17 protein-coding genes are annotated in these 18,222 nt (G+C 73.7%); 10 read left to right on the top strand and 7 right to left on the bottom strand.

Annotation, left to right across the window (positions count from 1 at the left end; translation table 11 throughout):
- Positions 1 to 68 precede the first annotated feature (68 nt).
- A complete protein-coding gene (locus tag IE177_RS15085; protein WP_190015829.1) occupies positions 69 to 770 on the bottom strand; it encodes a GntR family transcriptional regulator in 702 nt (233 codons plus the stop codon).
- A gap of 131 nt (positions 771 to 901) precedes the next feature.
- Here IE177_RS15085 and IE177_RS15080 point away from each other — a divergent pair, with 131 nt between their 5' ends.
- From IE177_RS15080 to IE177_RS15065, 4 genes are all read left to right on the top strand, one after another.
- Positions 902 to 2,221 (top strand): MFS transporter, encoded by a 1,320-nt coding sequence (locus IE177_RS15080; protein ID WP_190015828.1) that lies wholly within the window; start codon positions 902 to 904, stop codon positions 2,219 to 2,221.
- Between the two features lie 194 nt (positions 2,222 to 2,415).
- Positions 2,416 to 3,174: a LamB/YcsF family protein gene (locus IE177_RS15075; protein ID WP_190015827.1), complete on the top strand. Its 759-nt coding sequence runs from the start codon at positions 2,416 to 2,418 to the stop codon at positions 3,172 to 3,174.
- A complete protein-coding gene (locus IE177_RS15070; RefSeq protein WP_190015826.1) occupies positions 3,171 to 3,788 on the top strand; it encodes a 5-oxoprolinase subunit B family protein in 618 nt (205 codons plus the stop codon). Before IE177_RS15075 ends, IE177_RS15070 begins: the two co-directional genes overlap by 4 nt.
- A gap of 150 nt (positions 3,789 to 3,938) precedes the next feature.
- Positions 3,939 to 4,808: a 5-oxoprolinase subunit C family protein gene (locus IE177_RS15065; protein ID WP_190015825.1), complete on the top strand. Its 870-nt coding sequence runs from the start codon at positions 3,939 to 3,941 to the stop codon at positions 4,806 to 4,808.
- A gap of 239 nt (positions 4,809 to 5,047) precedes the next feature.
- On the opposite strand, the gene IE177_RS15060 is transcribed toward IE177_RS15065, so the two are convergent.
- Both IE177_RS15060 and IE177_RS15055 read right to left on the bottom strand, forming a co-directional pair.
- Positions 5,048 to 6,466, bottom strand: a complete 1,419-nt coding sequence (locus IE177_RS15060) for a HEAT repeat domain-containing protein (RefSeq protein ID WP_190015824.1) — start codon at positions 6,464 to 6,466, stop codon at positions 5,048 to 5,050.
- Between the two features lie 300 nt (positions 6,467 to 6,766).
- Entirely contained in the window at positions 6,767 to 7,159 is a 393-nt protein-coding gene (locus IE177_RS15055) for an ankyrin repeat domain-containing protein (RefSeq protein ID WP_190015823.1), read from the bottom strand.
- A 307-nt stretch (positions 7,160 to 7,466) separates the two neighbouring features.
- Between IE177_RS15055 and IE177_RS15050 the strand changes: the two genes are divergently transcribed.
- Entirely contained in the window at positions 7,467 to 7,661 is a 195-nt protein-coding gene (locus tag IE177_RS15050; RefSeq protein WP_190015822.1) for a hypothetical protein, read from the top strand.
- Between the two features lie 40 nt (positions 7,662 to 7,701).
- Positions 7,702 to 9,321, top strand: a complete 1,620-nt coding sequence (locus IE177_RS15045) for a hypothetical protein (RefSeq protein ID WP_190015821.1) — start codon at positions 7,702 to 7,704, stop codon at positions 9,319 to 9,321.
- A 92-nt stretch (positions 9,322 to 9,413) separates the two neighbouring features.
- Here IE177_RS15045 and IE177_RS15040 read toward each other — a convergent pair whose 3' ends face one another.
- Positions 9,414 to 10,919 (bottom strand): SCO1417 family PLP biosynthesis transcription factor, encoded by a 1,506-nt coding sequence (locus IE177_RS15040; protein WP_190015820.1) that lies wholly within the window; start codon positions 10,917 to 10,919, stop codon positions 9,414 to 9,416.
- Positions 10,920 to 11,021: 102 nt separating this feature from the next.
- Here IE177_RS15040 and yczE point away from each other — a divergent pair, with 102 nt between their 5' ends.
- The 4 genes from yczE (at position 11,022) to IE177_RS15020 (ending at position 14,495) form a co-directional block, all read left to right on the top strand.
- Entirely contained in the window at positions 11,022 to 11,675 is a 654-nt protein-coding gene (yczE, locus tag IE177_RS15035) for a membrane protein YczE (RefSeq protein WP_190015819.1), read from the top strand.
- Positions 11,672 to 12,448, top strand: coding sequence for a glycerophosphodiester phosphodiesterase family protein (locus IE177_RS15030; protein WP_190015818.1), 777 nt, complete (start codon positions 11,672 to 11,674; stop codon positions 12,446 to 12,448). Before yczE ends, IE177_RS15030 begins: the two co-directional genes overlap by 4 nt.
- Positions 12,449 to 12,507: 59 nt before the next feature.
- Positions 12,508 to 13,854 (top strand): MFS transporter, encoded by a 1,347-nt coding sequence (locus IE177_RS15025; RefSeq protein WP_190015817.1) that lies wholly within the window; start codon positions 12,508 to 12,510, stop codon positions 13,852 to 13,854.
- A 266-nt stretch (positions 13,855 to 14,120) separates the two neighbouring features.
- A complete protein-coding gene (locus IE177_RS15020; RefSeq protein ID WP_003977404.1) occupies positions 14,121 to 14,495 on the top strand; it encodes an RNA polymerase-binding protein RbpA in 375 nt (124 codons plus the stop codon).
- Between the two features lie 98 nt (positions 14,496 to 14,593).
- Here IE177_RS15020 and fxsA read toward each other — a convergent pair whose 3' ends face one another.
- The 3 genes from fxsA to IE177_RS15005 form a co-directional block, all read right to left on the bottom strand.
- The gene (gene fxsA, locus IE177_RS15015) at positions 14,594 to 15,145 is read right to left on the bottom strand and encodes an FxsA family membrane protein (protein ID WP_190015816.1); all 552 of its coding nucleotides are present in this window, start codon (positions 15,143 to 15,145) and stop codon (positions 14,594 to 14,596) included.
- 46 nt (positions 15,146 to 15,191) lie between these two features.
- Positions 15,192 to 16,010: a polyprenol monophosphomannose synthase gene (locus IE177_RS15010; protein WP_190015815.1), complete on the bottom strand. Its 819-nt coding sequence runs from the start codon at positions 16,008 to 16,010 to the stop codon at positions 15,192 to 15,194.
- 536 nt (positions 16,011 to 16,546) lie between these two features.
- A complete protein-coding gene (locus tag IE177_RS15005) occupies positions 16,547 to 18,151 on the bottom strand; it encodes an amidohydrolase (RefSeq protein ID WP_190015814.1) in 1,605 nt (534 codons plus the stop codon).
- Between the last annotated feature and the right edge of the window lie 71 nt (positions 18,152 to 18,222).

The raw sequence follows: 18,222 nt of genomic DNA, 5'->3' as shown, positions 1-18,222 counted from the left end.
GGGCCGCCGCCGGGGCGCGGGCCGCCCGCGGCCGGCCGCGCGGTTCCCCGTGCCTCCGGGGCGTGCTCCTACCGGGCGGGCTCTTCGCCGACCCGGCGGCGGTACACCTGCACCATCCGTGCCAGGGAGTCCGCGAGGTAGGTCTGCAGCAGCTCCTCCGCGCCGCGCCGGTCACCGGCCTGGAGCGCCTGCAGGATCCGGCGGTTGCGGGCGAGGTAGGGCTCGTGCAGCCGCCGCGGGTCGTCGACGACGTGGAAGGCCAGCCTCAGCTCGGCGAAGACGCTGCGCATCAGCTCGTCGGTGCGCTCGCTGCCGGCGAGGGCGACCAGCTCCTGGTGGAAGTGGATGTTGGCGGTACCCATCGCTTTCCAGTCATTCTCGGCCGCCGCCGCATCGCCTTCGGCGACCGCCGAAGCCAGTTCCCGGAGCAGATACGGCGGGTCGCCCAGGCCCCGGACGACGGCGCACTCGACGAGGGAGCGGGTGCGGTAGATGTCCTCGACGTCCTCGACGGTGAGGACCCGGACGAACACGCCGCGGTTGAGTTCGTGGACCAGCAGGCGTTCGTGTGTGAGCAGCCGGAACGCCTCGCGCAGTGTGTTGCGGGACACCCCGAGCGCCCCGCCGATGCTGTCCTCCGACAGCCGGGTTCCGGGCGGGAAGTACCCGTCGGCGATGCGGCTTCTGAGGATGTCCGAAACCCTCTCGGCCGTGCTGGTGCGCCCCAGGAGGGCACGGTCGTCGGCCAGTCCCGCCAGCTGCTCTGCCATGCCCGGAATTGAATCGCAGACAACGGCACGAGACAACGTGGGTATTGAGGGATCGTTGAACGATCCTCTACGTTGCTCCGCACGGCACGGCTCACTTCCCGCACCCTTCGTCCTCCTTCTGCGAGGTGCCCATGAGCACGACTCCACCGCCACGGTCCGCAACCCGGGGCATAGGCCCGGCTCGAACCGAACACGCCGCCGAGGGCGGCCCGTTCGGCTGGCTGCGGGCCCTCGGCCGGGACGGCCGGCAGGCCTTCGCCGGCGCTTTCGGCGGGTACGCCCTGGATTCCTACGACTACTTCACGCTGCCGCTGAGCATGGTGACGCTCGCGGCGCACTTCGGCCTGAACAGCGGACAGACCGGGCTGTTCACCACCGTCACGCTGGTGGTCTCGGCGATCGGCGGTGCCGTGGCGGGCATCGTCGCGGACCGGGTGGGGCGGGTCCGGGCCCTGATGATCACGGTGATCACGTACGCCGTGTTCACCGTGGCCTGCGGCTTCGCGCCCACCTACGAGACGCTGCTGGTCTTCCGCGCGCTGCAGGGGCTCGGGTTCGGCGGCGAGTGGGCGGTCGGGGCCATCCTGGTGGCCGAGTACGCGAGCGCACGGCACCGGGGGCGCACGCTCGGCGCGGTCCAGAGCTCCTGGGCGGTCGGCTGGGCGCTCGCGGCGCTCGTCTACACGCTGGTCTTCTCCCTCGCCGGCGACGCTCTGGCCTGGCGGATCATGTTCTGGACCGGCGCGCTGCCCGCGCTGCTGGTGGTGTGGCTGCGCCGACGGGTGCACGACGCCCCCACGGCGACCGCGGTCCGGGAACAGGCCTCGGTGCGGGGCTCCTTCACGGCGATCTTCCGGCCGGGCCGGGACGGCGCCCCCGGCCTGCTGCGCACCACGGTGTTCGCGAGCCTGCTCTCCACGGGCGTGCAGGGCGGCTACTACACGCTCGCGACATGGGTGCCGACGTACCTGAAGTCCGAGCGCGGCCTGTCGGTCGTCGGCACCGGCGGCTATCTGACCCTCCTGATCTCCGGCGCGTTCCTCGGTTACCTGACCGGCGGTCACCTCACCGACCGGCTCGGCAGGCGGAACAACATCTGGCTGTTCGCGCTGCTGTCGGCCGGTTGCGTGCTGGCGTACGCGCACATCCCGGAAGGCGCCGGCACCCTGCTGCTGGTGCTCGGCTTCCCGCTCGGCTTCTGCATGTCGGCCATCTTCAGCGGCTTCGGTTCCTATCTGAGCGAGCTGTACCCGACGGCGGTGCGCGGCACCGGCCAGGGCTTCGCGTACAACACCGGCCGCGCGGTGGGCGCGGTGTTCCCCACGCTGGTGGGCTTCCTCGCCGACAGCTGGGGGGTGGGCGGCGCGCTGGTCTTCGGCGCGATCGGCTACGGCCTCGCGGCGCTGGCGCTGCTCGGCCTGCCGGAGACCCGCGGGAAGGAGCTGTCGTGACGCGGACGCGGCGCACCGGGGACCGCGGAGCGACCCGGCGGGCGGCCGTGACGGCCTGCCGCCGCCGTCCGCCGTCGCCCACGCGCCGGACCGGAGGTTCCTGACCCGCGCCCGCGACGAGCAGTACCGGCCGGCCGGCGTCGACCGAGGCCGGCCGGCCCCGTCCTCACGAGAACCGGAGACACGAGACCACCATGACCGTGATCGATCTGAACGCCGACCTCGGCGAGGGCTTCGGCCGCTGGCGGCTGACCGACGACGAACAGCTGCTGTCCGTCGTCACCAGCGCCAACGTGGCCTGCGGGTTCCACGCCGGGGACGCGGCCACCATGCGCCGGGTGTGCGAACTGGCGGCCGCGCGGGGGGTGACGATCGGCGCGCAGGTCTCCTACCGGGATCTCGCCGGGTTCGGGCGGCGCGCGATGGACGTGCCGCCCGCGGAGCTGGCGGCCGAGATCGCCTACCAGATCGGCGCGCTGGAGGTGTTCGCGCGCGCCGCCGGGGCGCGCGTGGCGTACGTCAAGCCGCACGGCGCGCTCTACAACCGGGTCGTCGACGACGCGGAACAGGCTCGTGCCGTGGTCGACGGCGTGCTCCTCGCGGACGCCTCGCTGCCGGTGCTGGGCCTGCCCGGCTCGCGTCTGCTGGCGCTGGCCGCCGAGGCGGGGCTGCCGGCCGTCGCCGAGGCGTTCGCGGATCGCGCGTACACCGACGGGGGCACCCTGGTGCCGCGCGGCCGTGAGGGCGCCGTGGTGACGGACCCGGAGTCCGTCGTGGAGCGCTCGGTGAGCCTCGCGCGCTCCGGCGCTGTCACCGCGCACTCCGGCGCGCGCATCGAGGTGCGTGCCCGCTCGCTGTGCCTGCACGGTGACACCCCGGGCGCGGTGGAACTGGCCCGCCGGGTGCGCGAGCGGCTGGTGACCGCGGGAGTGCGGCTGGAGGCGTTCGCGTGAGGGCGCTTCCGGTCGGCGACGACGCGCTGCTGGTGGAGGTGTCCTCGGACGAGGAGGCACGGGCCCTGCACGCCGAGGTGCTGCGGCGCCGCGCGCAGGGCCTGCTGACCGTCCGGGAGATCGTCCCGGCGGCCCGGACGGTCCTGCTCGACGGACTGGACGACCCGGCCCGCCGGGTGCGCGAACTGGCCTCCTGGGAGGTGCCGCCGCCGCCTTCCCGCGCGCGTGAGCTGGTCGAACTGCCCGTACGGTACGACGGCCCGGACCTCGCGGAGGTGGCGGCGCACTGGCACGTGCCCGAACGCGAGGTGGCCCGCATCCACGCGGGCACCGAGTTCACGGTGGCCTTCTGCGGGTTCGCGCCCGGCTTCGGCTACCTGACCGGCTTGCCGGCGCGGTACGACCTCCCGCGCCGGGCCACCCCGCGCACGGCGGTCCCGGCCGGCGCCGTGGCCCTCGCGGGCCCTTACACGGGCGTGTACCCGCGTTCCTCGCCGGGCGGCTGGCAGCTGATCGGCACCACGGACGCGGTGCTGTGGGACCACGCGCGCGTGCCCGCCGCCCTGCTGGCGCCGGGAGTACGCGTGCGGTTCGTACCGGCGGAGGGCGTGTGACCGGGCCGCGCGTACCCGTGGCCGGGCCGCCCGTGCCCGCCTGCCGCACCCGGACGGCCCACGCGACGGGCCGCACGCCCGGGCCCCGGGCCCGGAAAGGGCAGCCGGCCGGAGCGTCCCTCACTGATGGTCCGGCCCCGGGGAGGACGCATGAGTGACCGTTCGATCGTCGTCGAGCGGGCCGGGGCGCTGACGACGGTGCAGGACCTCGGGCGGCCGGGGTACGCGCATCTGGGCGTGCCCCGCTCCGGGGCGCTCGACCCGCCCGCGGCCGCGCTCGTCAACCGGCTCGTCGGCAACCCGCCGGACGCCGCCGTCCTGGAGACGACCCTCGACGGCTGTGCGGTGCGCGCCCGTTCCACGGTGACCGTCGCGGTGGGCGGCGCGCCCTGCCCGGTCGCGGTGGGCGGCCGGCCGGCCGCGTGGGGCGCCCCGGTCGTGGTGCCGGCCGGTGAGCTGCTGGAGGCGGGGGCGGCCATCGCCGGGGTGCGCAGTTACCTGGCCGTCTCCGGCGGCGTCGCCGTGGAGCCGGTTCTCGGCAGCCGGGCCACGGACCTGCTGTCCGGCCTGGGACCGGCGCCGCTCACCGACGGCACGGTGCTGCCGCTCGGCCCATCGCCCGGGCCTCCCGCGCGGGTGGACGGCGCCCCGCAGCCGCGCCCGCCGGCCCACCTCGTGCTCCGGGTGACCCCGGGGCCGCGCGCGGACTGGTTCACGGACCGGGCGGTCAGGGACCTCACCACGCGCGCGTACCGGGTGTCGCCGTCGAGCAACCGCATCGGCCTGCGCACCGAGGGACCCGGGCTGGAGCGGGCCCGCACCGGTGAACTGCCGAGCGAGGGCATGGTCCTCGGCGCGGTCCAGGTCCCGCCGGACGGACGTCCGGTGGTCTTCCTGGCGGACCATCCGACGACCGGCGGCTACCCGGTGATCGCGGTGGTCCGCGCCGCCGACCTGCCGGCGGCCGCGCAGGCGGTGCCGGGCACCCCGGTCCGCTTCGTACCGGTACGGAGGCGCTGATCCACGGCGCCGCCGGGGGGAACCAGGTGATCCGGTCACGGCGACGACACGCACACGGGTGTTGCCGCCGTGCTGGACGTGCCCGCGTCACCTCCGCGCCTTCCGTGCGGGGAAGGCCGCACGAAACACGGGGTCCGCACCCGAGCGGGTCAGACGGCCGTCATGGCCGCCTGACCCGCCGGTCATCCGGTGTTCACCCAGAAGGCGGTCGTCCGCCCGGGCCGGGTGCCGTCTTGGGGTCAGCCGGCTGTGCCGTCGGGTCCGAAACGGCTGCGCACCGCCGTCTGCACCTCGTCCTCCTCGGCCGGGTCGGAGGCCAGACGGCGCAGTCGCTCCACGACCCGGGCGTCACCGGTCTCGGCGTGCCGGGCGGCGACTTCGCGGGTGGTCTCCTCGCAGTCCCAGAGGCATTCGACGGCGAAGCCGGTGGCGAAGGAGGGGTCGGTGGCGGCCAGGGCGCGGGCGGCGCGGCCGCGCAGGTGGGAGGAGGCCGTCTCACGGTAGATGTGGCGCAGCACGGGCGCCGCGCAGGCGATGCCCAGGCGTCCGGCGCCGTCGACCAGGCTCCACAGGGTGGGCGCGTCGGGCCCCTCACCGCGTACGGCCTCGCGGAGCGCGCCCAGGACGAGGTCGCTGTCCTGTGCGCCGCCACGGCAGGCGAGCATGCGTCCGGCGGCGGCGCCGAGCGCGTCGGGGCGCTGGGCCCAGCCGCGCGCCCGGTCGACGGCGGCGACACTGCGCATCCGTTCGAAGGCGTCGACGGCGGCCTCCGCGACGGGCGCCGTGCCGTCGACGACCGCGGCCTCGATCAGGTCGAGGGCCTCGGGATCGTTGCCCTCGGCGAGGTAGCGCAGTGCGGTGCAGCGGGCTCCGTCGGCGCCGTTCCGCGCGGCCGCGAGGATCTCGGGCCGGTCCTCGGGTCCGGCCACGGCGACCAGACAGCGCGCGGCGGGGACGTGGAGGGCGGCCCCGCGCTCCATGCCCTGCTGGGCCCACTCGAAGACGGCTCGCACGCTCCAGCCGGGGCGCGGGCCGGTGGGCCGCATCTGCCGCTGCCAGCGGTCGAAACAGCCGGTCTCCTGGGCCGCCCGCACGCGCGTGGCGATCGATTCGCGCGGATCCTCGGCCCACAGCCGCCAGGGGCGCGGCTCGAAGGCGTCGCGTACGGCGGCGGCCAGCTCGGCCTCGCCTTCCGGATCGGTGGAGAATCGGGCCAGGACGGGCGCGGCGAGGGCGCGCAGGCCCGCGTCGTCGTCTCTCAGGGCCAGCTCGTCCAGGGCCCAGGCCCAGCTGGAGCCGTGGGCGGCGTACCTGCGCAGCAGTTCGAGCGCGTCCCGCCTGCCGTAGGAGGCGAGGTGCCCGAGCACGGCCAGCGCGAGGCCGGTGCGGGACTCGTCGGTGTCGAGGACGTCCTCGGGGTCGAAGAGGTGCGCCTCGATGGCGTCCAGCTCGCCGTTCAGGTCGAGGTAGAGCCGGGCGTAGTACAGGGAGCGGTTCTCCACCTGCCAGTCGTGGCGGGGGTCGCGCAGCACGCAGTGGTGGAGCGCCGCGAGCGCTTCGGCGCGGGGGGCGGTGAGCGCGTGCAGCGTGCCGTCGCCGCGGCCTCTCTGCAGGAGGCCGAGCAGTGTGCCGCTCGGCGCTATGACCGGATCGAACATGGGAAACAGCCTCACATCAAGCGTCGACGCAACCGGGGAACACGCACTACCTGGCCACGTGACACAACGTCGGAGCGCCCGCCGTCTCTTGCTTGCTGTAGACCATCTCTCTCTGCCTCTCGTCGGTGGCCCATGCGGACCGCATCACGGTCCGCGCGGTGCGGCAACACCTGCCCAGCCATCGCGTCCGTGAATCACGACGTCATGATGACCCGCGCTGTGAGCTGCCGCGACCGTATTTCCGGCGGCCCTTTACCGCCTCCCCCGTTTTCCGTGTCGTCCCTGGTCAGGTCGTTCGGGTCAGTTGACGCCGAACAGTTCCAGAAGGTCCTTCTTGTCGAACATCCGTGCCGTGTCGACGGCCGACGGCGTTCCGGCCGAGGGGTCGGCTCCGCCCTCCAGGAGGACCTTGATCACATCCGTCCCGCCCTTGAAGACGGCCCCCGCGAGCGGGGTCTGGCCCCGGTCGTTGACGCGGTCCGCCTCCGCGCCACGGGCGAGCAGGGCCTTCACCGTGCCGGCGTGGCCGTGGTAGGCGGCGAGCATCACGAGGGAGTCGCCCCGGTCGTTGGTGAGGTCTGCCGGAACACCCGCGTCGACGTACGCCACGAGCGCCTCGGTCCGCCCCTGCCGGGCCAGATCGAAGATCTTGGTCGCCAGCTCCACGACCTCGGGGTCGGGAACTTCACTCATCGGCGGGACCGCCTCTCCTCGGAACTTCGGTGGTGCAGGGAGCGTACGGCAGCGAGCGGAGCGCAGCCGTACGAGTGAATCGCCAGCGTACTGGCTTCCGCCGCACATGACCCGATGTGCCCGAGGTAAAGATCACCAGCGGACGCCACCGAAGGCAACAGGCCTGGTCAAAGGGGTTCGTGAGGGCTCCGCCAGGCGGGGGAAATCATCCGGATTTCACCCGGTTGCACCTTTAATCGTATAGATACATGCTGTGATCCTGGAAGAACTCAGGGTGACTGTCCCCCTCGACACCAGGAGGCCCCCAATGATCCTCTCCATGTCCGGCGTCGTCCTGCTCGGCGTCATCGTGTTCCTCTTCTTCCGCAAGGACGGCCTCAAGGGCTCGCACGCGTGCGTCTCGGCCCTGTTCGGTTTCTACCTCTCCAGCACGGCCATCGCACCGAGCATCAAGGCCGGCGGCGAGAGCCTGGCGAGCCTCCTCGGCGGCATCAAGTTCTGACGCCGCAAGTCCCGACCGATCGCACCATCAGGAGACAGCAGTGGCCCGGCGCCCTCTTCCCCGCATTCTGAGCAAGGACAGCGCACAGATCGCCCGGGCGCAGATCGCCCGGAGCCGGGAGCTGGCCCGGACGGCGGCGGACAGCGCCACCGACGTCCTCCACCCGCTGATCACCGTCTCGCGCGGCCTGGGCCTGCTGGCCTCGGCCGGGCGGCGCAAGTGGGCGCAGACGCCGAAGGACAGGCGCGGGCCACTGCTGTTCCTGGTGGCCTCGGTGTTCCTCCTGGTGGTGCTCGTCCCCTACGGTCCGCTGCTCGCCGTCATCACCGTGATGGCGGCGGCGGCCTGGCAGGGCCGCGATCGCACTCCGCCGGCCGACGAGGGGCCCGACGAGTCCCAGGCCGAACGGCTGCGGGCGCTGTACGAGGCCCTGGTGCCGTACTTCGCCGGCCCCGAGGACCCGGCGCCGCTGTACGCCCACGGCGGGGAGTGGGACAAGGCGTTCACCGCACACGAGTTCGACGACACGGGGCGCGTCGGCCATCTCGTGATCCGCTATCCCGCCTACTTCCCGGACGGCGAGCCCGAGGCCCGCGCACGCGTCGAGCGACTGCTGGCCGCGAAGGCCGGGCGGGGCCGCGAGTACCACTTCGCGTGGGACGAGGAGGGCAACCAGCTCACCGTCACCGTGCTCGCCCCGCTGCCCGCCGACATCGCCGCCCAGCGCTTCGTCACCACGCCCGGCGAGACCGTCCTCGGCTTCACCGACCCCAGCGAGGTCCGGCGCACGCTCCCGCTCGCGTACGGAGAGGAACAGGTCGACGTCCCGCCGGTCGTGTGGCGCACCGGCATCCGCTCCACCGAGCCGCACCTGCTGGCCATGGGACAGCCCGGCAGCGGCACCTCGACGCTGCTGCGCTCCGTCGCCCTCCAGGCCCTGGAGCACGGCGACGTCCTGATCGTCGACGGCGGCGGCACCGGCGAGTACGCGAGCCTGACCGGCCGGGACGGCGTGCTGGCCGTGGAGTGCGCCCTCGCCGGGGCGCTGGCCAGCCTGGAATGGGCCGCGCAGGAGACCGAGCGGCGGCTCGTCGCGACCGACCTGGCCCGCCAGGCCGGCGACCCGCCGCCGCCGGACACCCGGCGTCCGCTGTGGATCCTCCTGGACCGCCCGGGCGTCTTCGCGCACCTCGCGGCCGCGGAGGGCCGCAGGGATCCGCAGGCGCTGCTCCAGGTACCGCTGCGGCACGGCCGCGCGGCGAACGTGACCGTGGTCGTGGCCGAGCAGTTCGACAACGCGGAGGCGCTGAGCGACGTGGTGCGGCAGCACACGCGCGCGCGGGTGGTACTCGGGTCGGCACCGTCGCGGCAGGTGGAGGCGGTGCTCGGGACGCGGCCGCCGACGGCGGCGCTGACGCACCTGCCGCCGGGGCGGGGGTACGCCCGGCTGGGCTACGGTCCGGTGCACCGGCTGCAGGTGCCGCGTACGCCGGATCCGTACGACGACGCGACGAGCGACGCGGATCGGCAGGCCGTGCTGGAGTTGCTGCCGCCGCGGAGTACGCCGGCGGACGCGGGGCCGGTCGCCGCGGAGGCGGTGGCGGTGGCGGATCCGACGAAGCCGGTCGCGGCCGCGGAGGCGCTGGCGGCCGAGGGCTGAGCCGGGCCCTGCTGCGGTGGGGCGGTGTTGTCTCTCGCCCCGCCGCTGCGCCCACCCGTGCCGCCCCAGCGGCACGACTGCCAGCAGCTACGTCACGCCACGAACGTGCGGGGGGCCTCCGTGGCACCGGTGGCGCCCGTCCTCACCAGGTGGGCCGCGGCGGCCAGCCGGGTCGCCGCCTCCTCCGCCACCGCTCCCCCGACCGTGAACGGAAGGCGCACATAACCCTCGAAGGCACCATCGACCCCGAAACGAGGACCTGAGGGCACGCGGACACCGACCCGCTCGCCCGCTTCCGCGAGGCGGGAGCCGGACAGGCCGCCGGCGCGGACCCACAGGGTCAGGCCGCCCTGTGGGACGTGGAACTCCCAGTCGGGCAGTTCCCGGCGGACCGCGGCCACCAGGGCGTCCCGGTTCTCCCGGGCCTGTTCGCGGCGCAGCTCGACCGCCTGCTCCCAGCCGCCGGTGCTGAAGAGCCAGTTCACGGCGAGCTGTTCCAGCACCGGGGTGCCCAGGTCGGCGTAGGCGCGCGCCGCGACCAGGCTGCGGATGACGTCCGGGGCCGCGCGGACCCAGCCGATCCGCATGCCCGCCCAGAACGCCTTGCTGGCGGAGCCGACCGTGATCACCGTGGAACCGGCCGGGTCGAAGCCGCACACCGGACGCGGCATGGCGCCTTCGAAGCCCTCCTCCAGCCACAGCTCGCTCATCGTCTCGTCGGCGATGAGGACCGAGCCGGCCGAGCGGGCCGCGTCCACCAGCCGGCGCCGCTGGTCGTCGTCGGCGAGCGCACCGGTCGGGTTGTGGAAGTCGGCGACGACGTAGGCGAGGCGCGGCGCGGCCTCGCGCAGAACCTGGCGCCAGCGGTCCATGTCCCACCCGGCCAGCCCGTCGGCCATGGCCACGGGCACGAGACGCGCGCCCGCCTCCCGCATCAGCTGGAGGATGTTGGCGTAGGACGGCGACTCGACGGCGATGCGTTCCCCGCGGCCCGCGAAGAGGTGGCAGATCGCGTCGATCGCGCCCATCGCGCCGGTCGTCACCATGATCTGCTCGGGCATGGTGGGGATGCCACGCGCGGTGTAGCGCTCGGCGATCATCGAGCGCAGGGCGGGCAGCCCGGCCGGGTAGTCGCCGTGTGTGTGGGCGTAGGGCGGCAGTTCCTCCAGGGCGCCCTGTACGGCACGGGTGAGCCACGGTTCGGGGGCCGGGAGCGAGGCGCAGCCGAGGTCGATCACCGAGCCGAGGGCCTCCGGGGGCAGCGGCTCCAGGCCCCGGGCCGGCAGCGGATTGCCCGCCGGTACGGCGGTCCAGCTGCCGGCTCCGCGCCGGGACTCCAGGAAGCCCTCGGTCCGCAGCGCCTCGTAGGCGGCGGCGACCGTGGTGCGGCTGACGGAGAGGGCGAGGGCCAGTTCGCGTTCGGCGGGGAGGCGGGCGGCCACCGGGACGCGGCCCTCGAGGACCAGGAGCCGGATGCCGTCGGCGAGGGCGCGGTAGGCGGGCGGGCGGCGGGTGCCGGGGCCGGCGGGCCGTTCCTGCTGGGAACCGAGGAGCCGCGCGAGTTGCGCGGCCCCCATCGCAGAGGTCCAATGCGCCATGAAGATCAGTCCACCTTCCCCGGATTGGCCATGGATGACGATGCATCCCGAGCCACAGAGTGACATGCGTCAGGCCACCGCCACCAGTCAGGGGGGTATCTCGTGTCCACTCGGGTCCGTCTGGGACGACGACTGATCCAGCTGTACGCCGGACTCGTGCTGTACGGCGCGAGTTCCGCGCTGCTCGTGGAGGCGGGCCTGGGCCTCGAGCCCTGGAACGTGCTGAACCAGGGGCTCGCGGCACTGACCGGACTGACCATCGGCGTGGTGTCGATCGTCGTGGGAGCGGCGGTGCTGCTCCTGTGGATCCCGCTGCGCCAGCGCCCGGGGCTCGGCACGGTGTCCAACGTCTTCGTCGTCGGCCTGGCCATGGACGGCACGCTCGCGCTCGTCCCGGACGCGCACTCCCTCGCCGTACGGGTCCCGCTGCTGCTCGCCGGGATCGTGCTGAACGGCGTGGCCACCGGCCTGTACATCGCGGCGAGCTTCGGCCCGGGCCCGCGCGACGGGCTGATGACGGGCCTGCACCGGCGCACCGGCCGCTCGATCCGGCTGATGCGGACGGCGGTCGAGGTGGCGGTGGTGGTCACCGGATTCGTGCTGGGCGGCACCATCGGAGTGGGCACGGTGCTGTACGCCGTCTCCATCGGGCCGCTGGCCCAGCTGTTCCTGCGGATGTTCGCCTTCGCGCCGGCACCCGCGGGCAGCACGGTCGTTGCCACCGCGACACCTCAGGGGGCGATACTGCCGGGGTGACCCTCACGACACCGCGCCTGCGCCACCCGTACCTCGACCACCCGGGGCCGATCGCCTTCGCCCACCGCGGCGGCGCGGCCGACGGGCTGGAGAACACCGTGGCGCAGTTCCGGCGTGCGGTGGAGCTGGGCTACCGCTACATGGAGACCGACGTGCACGCCACGGCGGACGGGCGGCTCGTCGCCTTCCACGACGCGACCCTGGACCGGGTCACCGACGGGGCGGGGCGGATCGCGGACCTGGAGTGGGCGGACGTACGGCACGCGCGCGTGGCAGGCCGCGAGCCGGTGCCGCTGTTCGAGGAGCTGCTGGAGACGTTCCCCGAGGTCCGCTGGAACGTCGACATCAAGGCGGAGTCCGCGCTGCGTCCCCTGCTGGAGCTGGTCGAGCGCACGGGCGCGTGGGACCGGGTCTGCGCGGGTTCCTTCTCCGAGGCGCGGGTGCTGCGGGCCCAGCGGCTGGCGGGGCCGCGCCTCGCCACGTCGTTCGGCACGCGCGGGGTGCTCAGCCTGCGGCTGCGATCGTGGGGGGTGCCGGCCGCGGTGCGCCGGTCCGCCGTCGCCGCGCAGGTGCCCGAGGCCCAGTCCGGTGTCCCCGTGGTCGACCCCCGTTTCGTGCGCGCCGCCCATGCGCGTGGGCTCCAGGTGCACGTGTGGACGGTCAACGAGCCGGAGCGGATGCACCGGCTCCTCGACCTCGGCGTCGATGGCATCATGACCGATCACATCGACACGTTGCGCAAGGTCATGGAGGAGCGCGGCGTCTGGGTCTGACCGCCCGGCGCCGGCGGCCCGCCTTCGCACGGCACTTCGGCGGGGAAGCGAGGGCACGGGTGGGCATCGGCACCCTGCGCACCGAGACGGCGGACGACCCCGCCGGTCTCAGGCGGGAACAGCGCGGCTGGTATTTCTACGACTGGGCGTGCTCGGTCTACTCGACGAGCGTCCTCACGGTGTTCCTGGGGCCCTACCTCACCTCGGTCGCCGAGCACGCGGCGGACGCCGGGGGCTATGTGCATCCGCTGGGCGTGCCGGTCCGGGCCGGTTCCTTCTTCGCCTACGCGGTGTCGCTGTCGGTGATCGTGGCCGTGGTCGCCATGCCCCTGGTGGGCGGCAGGGCGGACCGCACGGGGCGCAAGAAGCCGCTGCTCGCCGCGGCGGCCTACACCGGGGCGGCCGCCACCGCCGGCATGTTCTTCCTCGACGGCGACCGGTACCTGCTCGGCGGGATCCTGCTCGTCGTGGCCAACGCGGCGCAGTCCGTCGCGATGATGCTCTACAACTCCTACCTGCCGCAGATAGCGCCGCCCGAGCAGCGCGACGCGGTCTCCTCGAGGGGCTGGGCCTTCGGCTACGCGGCGGGTTCCCTGGTCCTCGTCGCGAACCTGGTCCTGTACTCCGCGCACGACTCCTTCGGCCTGTCCGAGACGGCCGCGGTCCGCGTCTGCCTGGCCTCGGCGGGACTGTGGTGGGGTGCCTTCACGCTCGTACCGCTGCGCATGCTGCGCGACCGGCACGCGCGCGTCGAGCGGGCCACGGCGCCGGGACCGCGGCAGTTCGCGGCGACGGTCCGGGACATGCGCCGGCATCCGCTCACGCTCGCCTTCCTGCTCGCGTACCTCGTCTACAACGACGGCATCCAGACGGTGATCTCGCAGGCGTCGGTCTACGGCTCCGAGGAACTGGGACTCGGGCAGTCGACGCTCATCGGCGCCGTGCTGCTGGTGCAGGTGCTGGCCGTGGCCGGGGCGCTCGCGATGGGGCGGCTGGCCCGCACGTACGGCGCCCGGCGCACGATCCTCGGCTCATTGGTGGCCTGGACCCTCACGCTCGCGGCCGGGTACTTCCTGCCGGCCGGTGCCCCCGTCTGGTTCTTCGTGCTCGCCGGCGGTATCGGGCTGGTGCTGGGCGGCAGCCAGGCGCTGTCCCGGTCGCTGTTCTCCCATCTGGTGCCGCCGGGCAAGGAGGCCGAGTACTTCTCGGCGTACGAGATGAGCGACCGGGGGATGAGCTGGCTCGGGCCGCTGCTGTTCGGCCTGACCTACCAGCTGACGGGAAGCTACCGCTCCGCGATCGTCTCGCTGGTGGTGTTCTTCGTGATCGGTTTCGCCCTGCTCGCGCGGGTCCCGGTTCGGCGTGCGATCGGCGAGGCGGGTAACCCGGTACCGGAGAGGATCTAGCTCCGATTTAGCGTTCAACACGAAAGGGCGGTAGTGTACGCGTTTGGCCTGCCAGGCGGACCGTTACTGCGCGTCAAAGAAGCCGAAACGCTAGGTGACATCTGCTAGCAGATGTGACAAACCGGGCGCCTGTGGGTAGAACAAGGGGCGGCTACGACGGCGACGCATGACCCGGAACGGGAATCTTTACCGCCGACCGGACGTTGACCGGATGACGACGACAGCGACACCTGTCCTGTGGGCGACAAGCCCGGGAGGCACGATTCATGAGTGAGCGAGCTCTTCGCGGTACGCGCCTCGTAGTGACCAGCTACGAGACGGACCGCGGTATCGACCTGGCTCCGCGCCAGGCCGTGGAGTACGCATGCGAGAAGGGGCACCGGTTCGAGATGCCCTTCTCGGTCGAGGCGGAGATCCCGCCGGAGTGGGAGTGCAAGGTCTGCGGGGCCCAGGCACTCCTGGTCGACGGTGACGGCCCTGAGGAGAAGAAGGCCAAGCCCGCGCGTACCCATTGGGACATGCTGATGGAGCGGCGCACCCGTGAGGAACTCGAAGAGGTCCTCGAGGAGCGCCTGGCGGTTCTGCGCTCGGGGGCGATGAACATCGCGGTTCACCCTCGCGACAGCCGCAAGTCCGCATAACAGCACATCACGAGTACACCGCGGGCGCCGTACGTGAATTTCACGTACGGCGCCCGCGGTTTCGTGTCCGGGTGCGCCCCCGACGGGGGCGCGTGGGTTCACCGCGTCAGCGGCGGGCGCCGCTCCCCCGGCTCCGGGCGTTCCTCCCGGACGACCTCGCCCTGAACGACCTTTCCGTCGGGGCGGTGGATGCGGACCTGCTGGAAGGCGTCGCCCAGGCCGCCGGAGGCGGCCCGGCTCAGCCTCTTGTCCAGGGCGCCCTCCGCGTAGCGGCCGACGGCCTTACGGACCGGCGGCAGGAGCAGGAGCAGACCCGCCACGTCCGACACCAGGCCGGGAAGAATGAGCAGCAGCCCGCCGAGCATCGCCAGGCCGTTGCCGCCGCCGCGCTCGGGCGAGCCGCCCCGCTGCAGCGCCTCGTTCAGGCTCTGGAAGGCACGACGGCCGGCCCGCTTGATGACCACGGAGCCGGCCACCAGGCCCGCGACGAGGAGCAGGAACACGGTGGGACCGCCCGCCGCGTCCGCGACCACCGTCAGCAGCCAGATCTCCAGCACCAGCCAGGCGGCGACGCCCAGCGGCAGGAACCTGCGCAGCCGGGAGCGCCGGGGCCGGGCGGTGTACGAAGAGGTCGGAGCGCCAGTCGTCATGCTTCCAGTGTGCCCGGCAGCGCCTCAGCGCGGGATAAGGGGTGGATCAGTCGGAGCCGGGCGGTGTCCGCCGGGCCTGCCCGCCCCTGCCGGTGACCTTCCCGACGCGCTCGCCCGCACCCCAGACGGTCACCCGCCACAGGGCCTCGACAAGGATGTCCTTGCTCATCTTGGAGTCGCCGAGTTCCCGTTCGACGAAGGTGATCGGCACCTCGACCACGTGGAAACCGGCCTTGACCGCGCGGCGGGCCAGGTCGACCTGGAAGCAGTAGCCCTGCGAGGCGACCTCGTCCAGCCCCAGGCCCTGCAGGGTCTCCCGGCGGAAGGCGCGGTAGCCGCCGGTGATGTCGCGCAGCGGCAGATCGAGGGCGAGCCGGGAGTAGAGGCTGCCGCCGCGGGAGATGAACTCACGGGACTTGGGCCAGTTCACCACCCGGCCCCCGGGCACCCAGCGGGAGCCCAGTACCAGGTCGGCGCCCTTGAGGGCGGTGAGCAGGCGCGGCAGCTCCTCCGGCTGATGGGAGCCGTCGGCGTCCATCTCGACCAGCACGCCGTAGTCGCGCTCCAGGCCCCAGCGGAAGCCCGCCAGGTAGGCGGCGCCCAGGCCCTCCTTGCCCTTGCGGTGCAGCACCTGGACGTGCTCGTCCTCGGCGGCCAGTTCGTCGGCGAGCTTGCCGGTGCCGTCGGGGCTGTTGTCGTCCGCGATGAGTACGTGCGCCTCGGGGACGGCCTTGCGCACCCGGCCGACGATGGACTTGATGTTCTCCGCCTCGTTGTAGGTCGGGATGATCACCAAGGCCGTGCCGAGCGGACCGAACTGCCTCCCCTGGGCATTGGCCGCCAAGGTCCCGTCGCCGTCGTTCACTACTGCCCCTTCGACTCGTACTCAGGGATCCACCTTAGTGGCCGCGGCCTGGGATGACGTGCCGACTCTTTCGTACGGTGGTGTCCTTTTCGCAAAAGCGGGGTAAGAACACCAGTTTCGGCACCCGCGTCCCTCGACGGATGGGGGCCCGGCGCCCTTCGGGCCGACCTGGGACCCGCTGGCTGCGGGTCGACCGAAAGCCGTTGTCTACTGAGCGCCCGGGCCCCACCCGGGTCACACCTGGCCGACCGGCCGGAGCGTTCCCTCGTCGGCGCGGGCGCTGGGCCTGGCTGTCAGCGACGGCGCCCCGGTGCGGAACACCGTCCCTGACCCAGCGGTGCCGCGACGAGTTGCGCGAACGCTCCCCGGTCGGGTGTCCGGTGGTGGACTCCGCCGAACCTACCGGCCCCCGGCCGCCGACTGTCAATACCCCTGTGACCTGCACAAACAACCGTTCCATCACGCTGAGTGCGGAGGATGCGCAGGTCGGGCGACGCGGCGGCCGGAAACGATCACCGGCGCGCCGCCCCGGGAGATCACTCGCCCGGCCGTACGAACACCGTCCGTCCGCCCACCACGGTGCGCAGGCAGACCGGCAGGTCGCGGCCCGGGGTCAGGTCGGGCAGGCCGGGAGTGCCGGAGCGCGGGTCGGTCGACCAGCGGGCCACCCGGTCGTCGGGGGCCTGCACGACCAGCTCGTCGGTACGCCAGACGGCGTAGTCGGCGGGCGCGCCGGGCACCAGGACGCCCGCGTCGTCCCGCCCGACGGCACGCCAGCCGCCGCGCGTGTGGGCGGTGAAGGCGGCCCGCACGGAGATCCGGTGCTCGGGCGTGTGGTGGAAGGCGGCGGCACGGACCGTGCCCCAGGGGTCGAGCGGGGTGACCGGGCTGTCGGAGCCGAACGCCAGGGGCACACCGGCCCGCAGGAGGGCCGCGAAGGGGTTGAGGGTGCGGGCCCGCTCGGCGCCGAGGCGCTGGGCGTACATGCCGTCGGCGCCGCCCCACAGGGCGTCGAAGGCGGGCTGCACGGAGGCGGTCAGACCGAGTTCGGCGAAGGCGGCGACGGTCTCGGGGGTGAGCATCTCGGCGTGCTCGACGCGGTGGCGGGCGGCCCGGACGCGGGTCAGGCCGACCTTCTCGGCGGCGGCGCGGACCCCTTCGACGACGGCGCTCACGGCGGCGTCGCCGATGGCGTGGAAGCCGGCCTGCAGCCCCGCCTCGGTGCAGGCGACGACATGGGCGGCCACGGCGTCGGCGTCCAGGTAGGCGGTGCCGGTGTGGGCGGCGTCGGCGTACGTCTCGTGCAGGCAGGCGGTGTGCGAACCGAGGGCGCCGTCGGCGAAGAGGTCGCCCGCGGCGCCCGCGGCACCGAGCTCGCGCGCCTTCTCGACGTCCTGTTCGGCCCAGTAGCCCACGACGCGGGGCCCGGGGGCCCCGGCGGCGAGGTCCAGCAGGGCGGTGAAGTCGTCCTCGGAGGAGATCTGCGGGCCGCCGCACTCGTGCACGGAGCCGATGCCCAGGGAGGCCGCGTGGGCGAGGGCGGCACGCTGGGCCTCGGCACGCTGGGCCGGGGTGACGGCCGCGAGGGCGGCCTCACGGACGGTGTGGTGGGCATCCCGGGTGAGGGGGGCGTCGTCGCGCGGGACCACGCCGGGCACCAGGTCCAGCAGGGCGGTGGTGACGACCGCCGAGTGCACGTCGATCCGGGAGAGGTACAGCGGACGGCCGCCGGTCGCCTCGTCCAGCTCGGCGCGCGTGGGCGGGCGGCCGCCGGGCCAGCGGGCGGCGTCCCAGCCGTGGCCCAGCAGGACCCGGTCGCCGGGTCGGGCGGCGGCGAACGCGCGGACCTGGGCGAGCGCCTCCTCCAGGGAAGGCACGCCGGAGAGGTCGAGGCCGGTCAGCGCGAGGCCGGTGGCGGTGGTGTGCACGTGGGCGTCGGTGAAGGCCGGGGTGACCAGGGCGCCGTCGAGGTCGACCACCTCGTCCACGCCGCCGGCGAAGGCGTCGGCCGCGCCCTCGGAACCGACCCAGGCGACCTGGCCGCGCTCCACCACCATCGCGGTGGCGAAGGGATCGGCGGGGCTGTGCACTTCTCCCCGGCGCAGGAGAACGGTACGGGCGTCGGCCGGCTGCTCACTCATGGCAACAGTCTCTCGCGTCCGCGGGAGACCCCCGGCACCGGGGCGGCGCGTCGCCGGGTGCTGTCCGGCGG

Origin of the sequence: Streptomyces lucensis JCM 4490 (genome assembly GCF_014650035.1) — a bacterium.
In the GTDB taxonomy this organism is placed as follows: Bacteria; Actinomycetota; Actinomycetes; order Streptomycetales; family Streptomycetaceae; genus Streptomyces; species Streptomyces lucensis.
This window is presented reverse-complemented; position numbering and strand designations above follow the sequence as displayed.

Bases quoted from the DNA above. Each gene is read 5' to 3' on its own strand.
- IE177_RS15085 (WP_190015829.1), bottom strand. From the start codon at position 770: ATGGCAGAGCAGCTGGCGGGACTGGCCGACGACCGTGCCCTCCTGGGG.
- IE177_RS15080 (WP_190015828.1), top strand. From the start codon at position 902: ATGAGCACGACTCCACCGCCACGGTCCGCAACCCGGGGCATAGGCCCG.
- IE177_RS15075 (WP_190015827.1), top strand. From the start codon at position 2,416: ATGACCGTGATCGATCTGAACGCCGACCTCGGCGAGGGCTTCGGCCGC.
- IE177_RS15065 (WP_190015825.1), top strand. From the start codon at position 3,939: ATGAGTGACCGTTCGATCGTCGTCGAGCGGGCCGGGGCGCTGACGACG.
- IE177_RS15060 (WP_190015824.1), bottom strand. From the start codon at position 6,466: ATGTTCGATCCGGTCATAGCGCCGAGCGGCACACTGCTCGGCCTCCTG.
- IE177_RS15055 (WP_190015823.1), bottom strand. From the start codon at position 7,159: ATGAGTGAAGTTCCCGACCCCGAGGTCGTGGAGCTGGCGACCAAGATC.
- IE177_RS15050 (WP_190015822.1), top strand. From the start codon at position 7,467: ATGATCCTCTCCATGTCCGGCGTCGTCCTGCTCGGCGTCATCGTGTTC.
- IE177_RS15040 (WP_190015820.1), bottom strand. From the start codon at position 10,919: ATGGCGCATTGGACCTCTGCGATGGGGGCCGCGCAACTCGCGCGGCTC.
- IE177_RS15020 (WP_003977404.1), top strand. From the start codon at position 14,121: ATGAGTGAGCGAGCTCTTCGCGGTACGCGCCTCGTAGTGACCAGCTAC.
- fxsA (WP_190015816.1), bottom strand. From the start codon at position 15,145: ATGACGACTGGCGCTCCGACCTCTTCGTACACCGCCCGGCCCCGGCGC.
- IE177_RS15005 (WP_190015814.1), bottom strand. From the start codon at position 18,151: ATGAGTGAGCAGCCGGCCGACGCCCGTACCGTTCTCCTGCGCCGGGGA.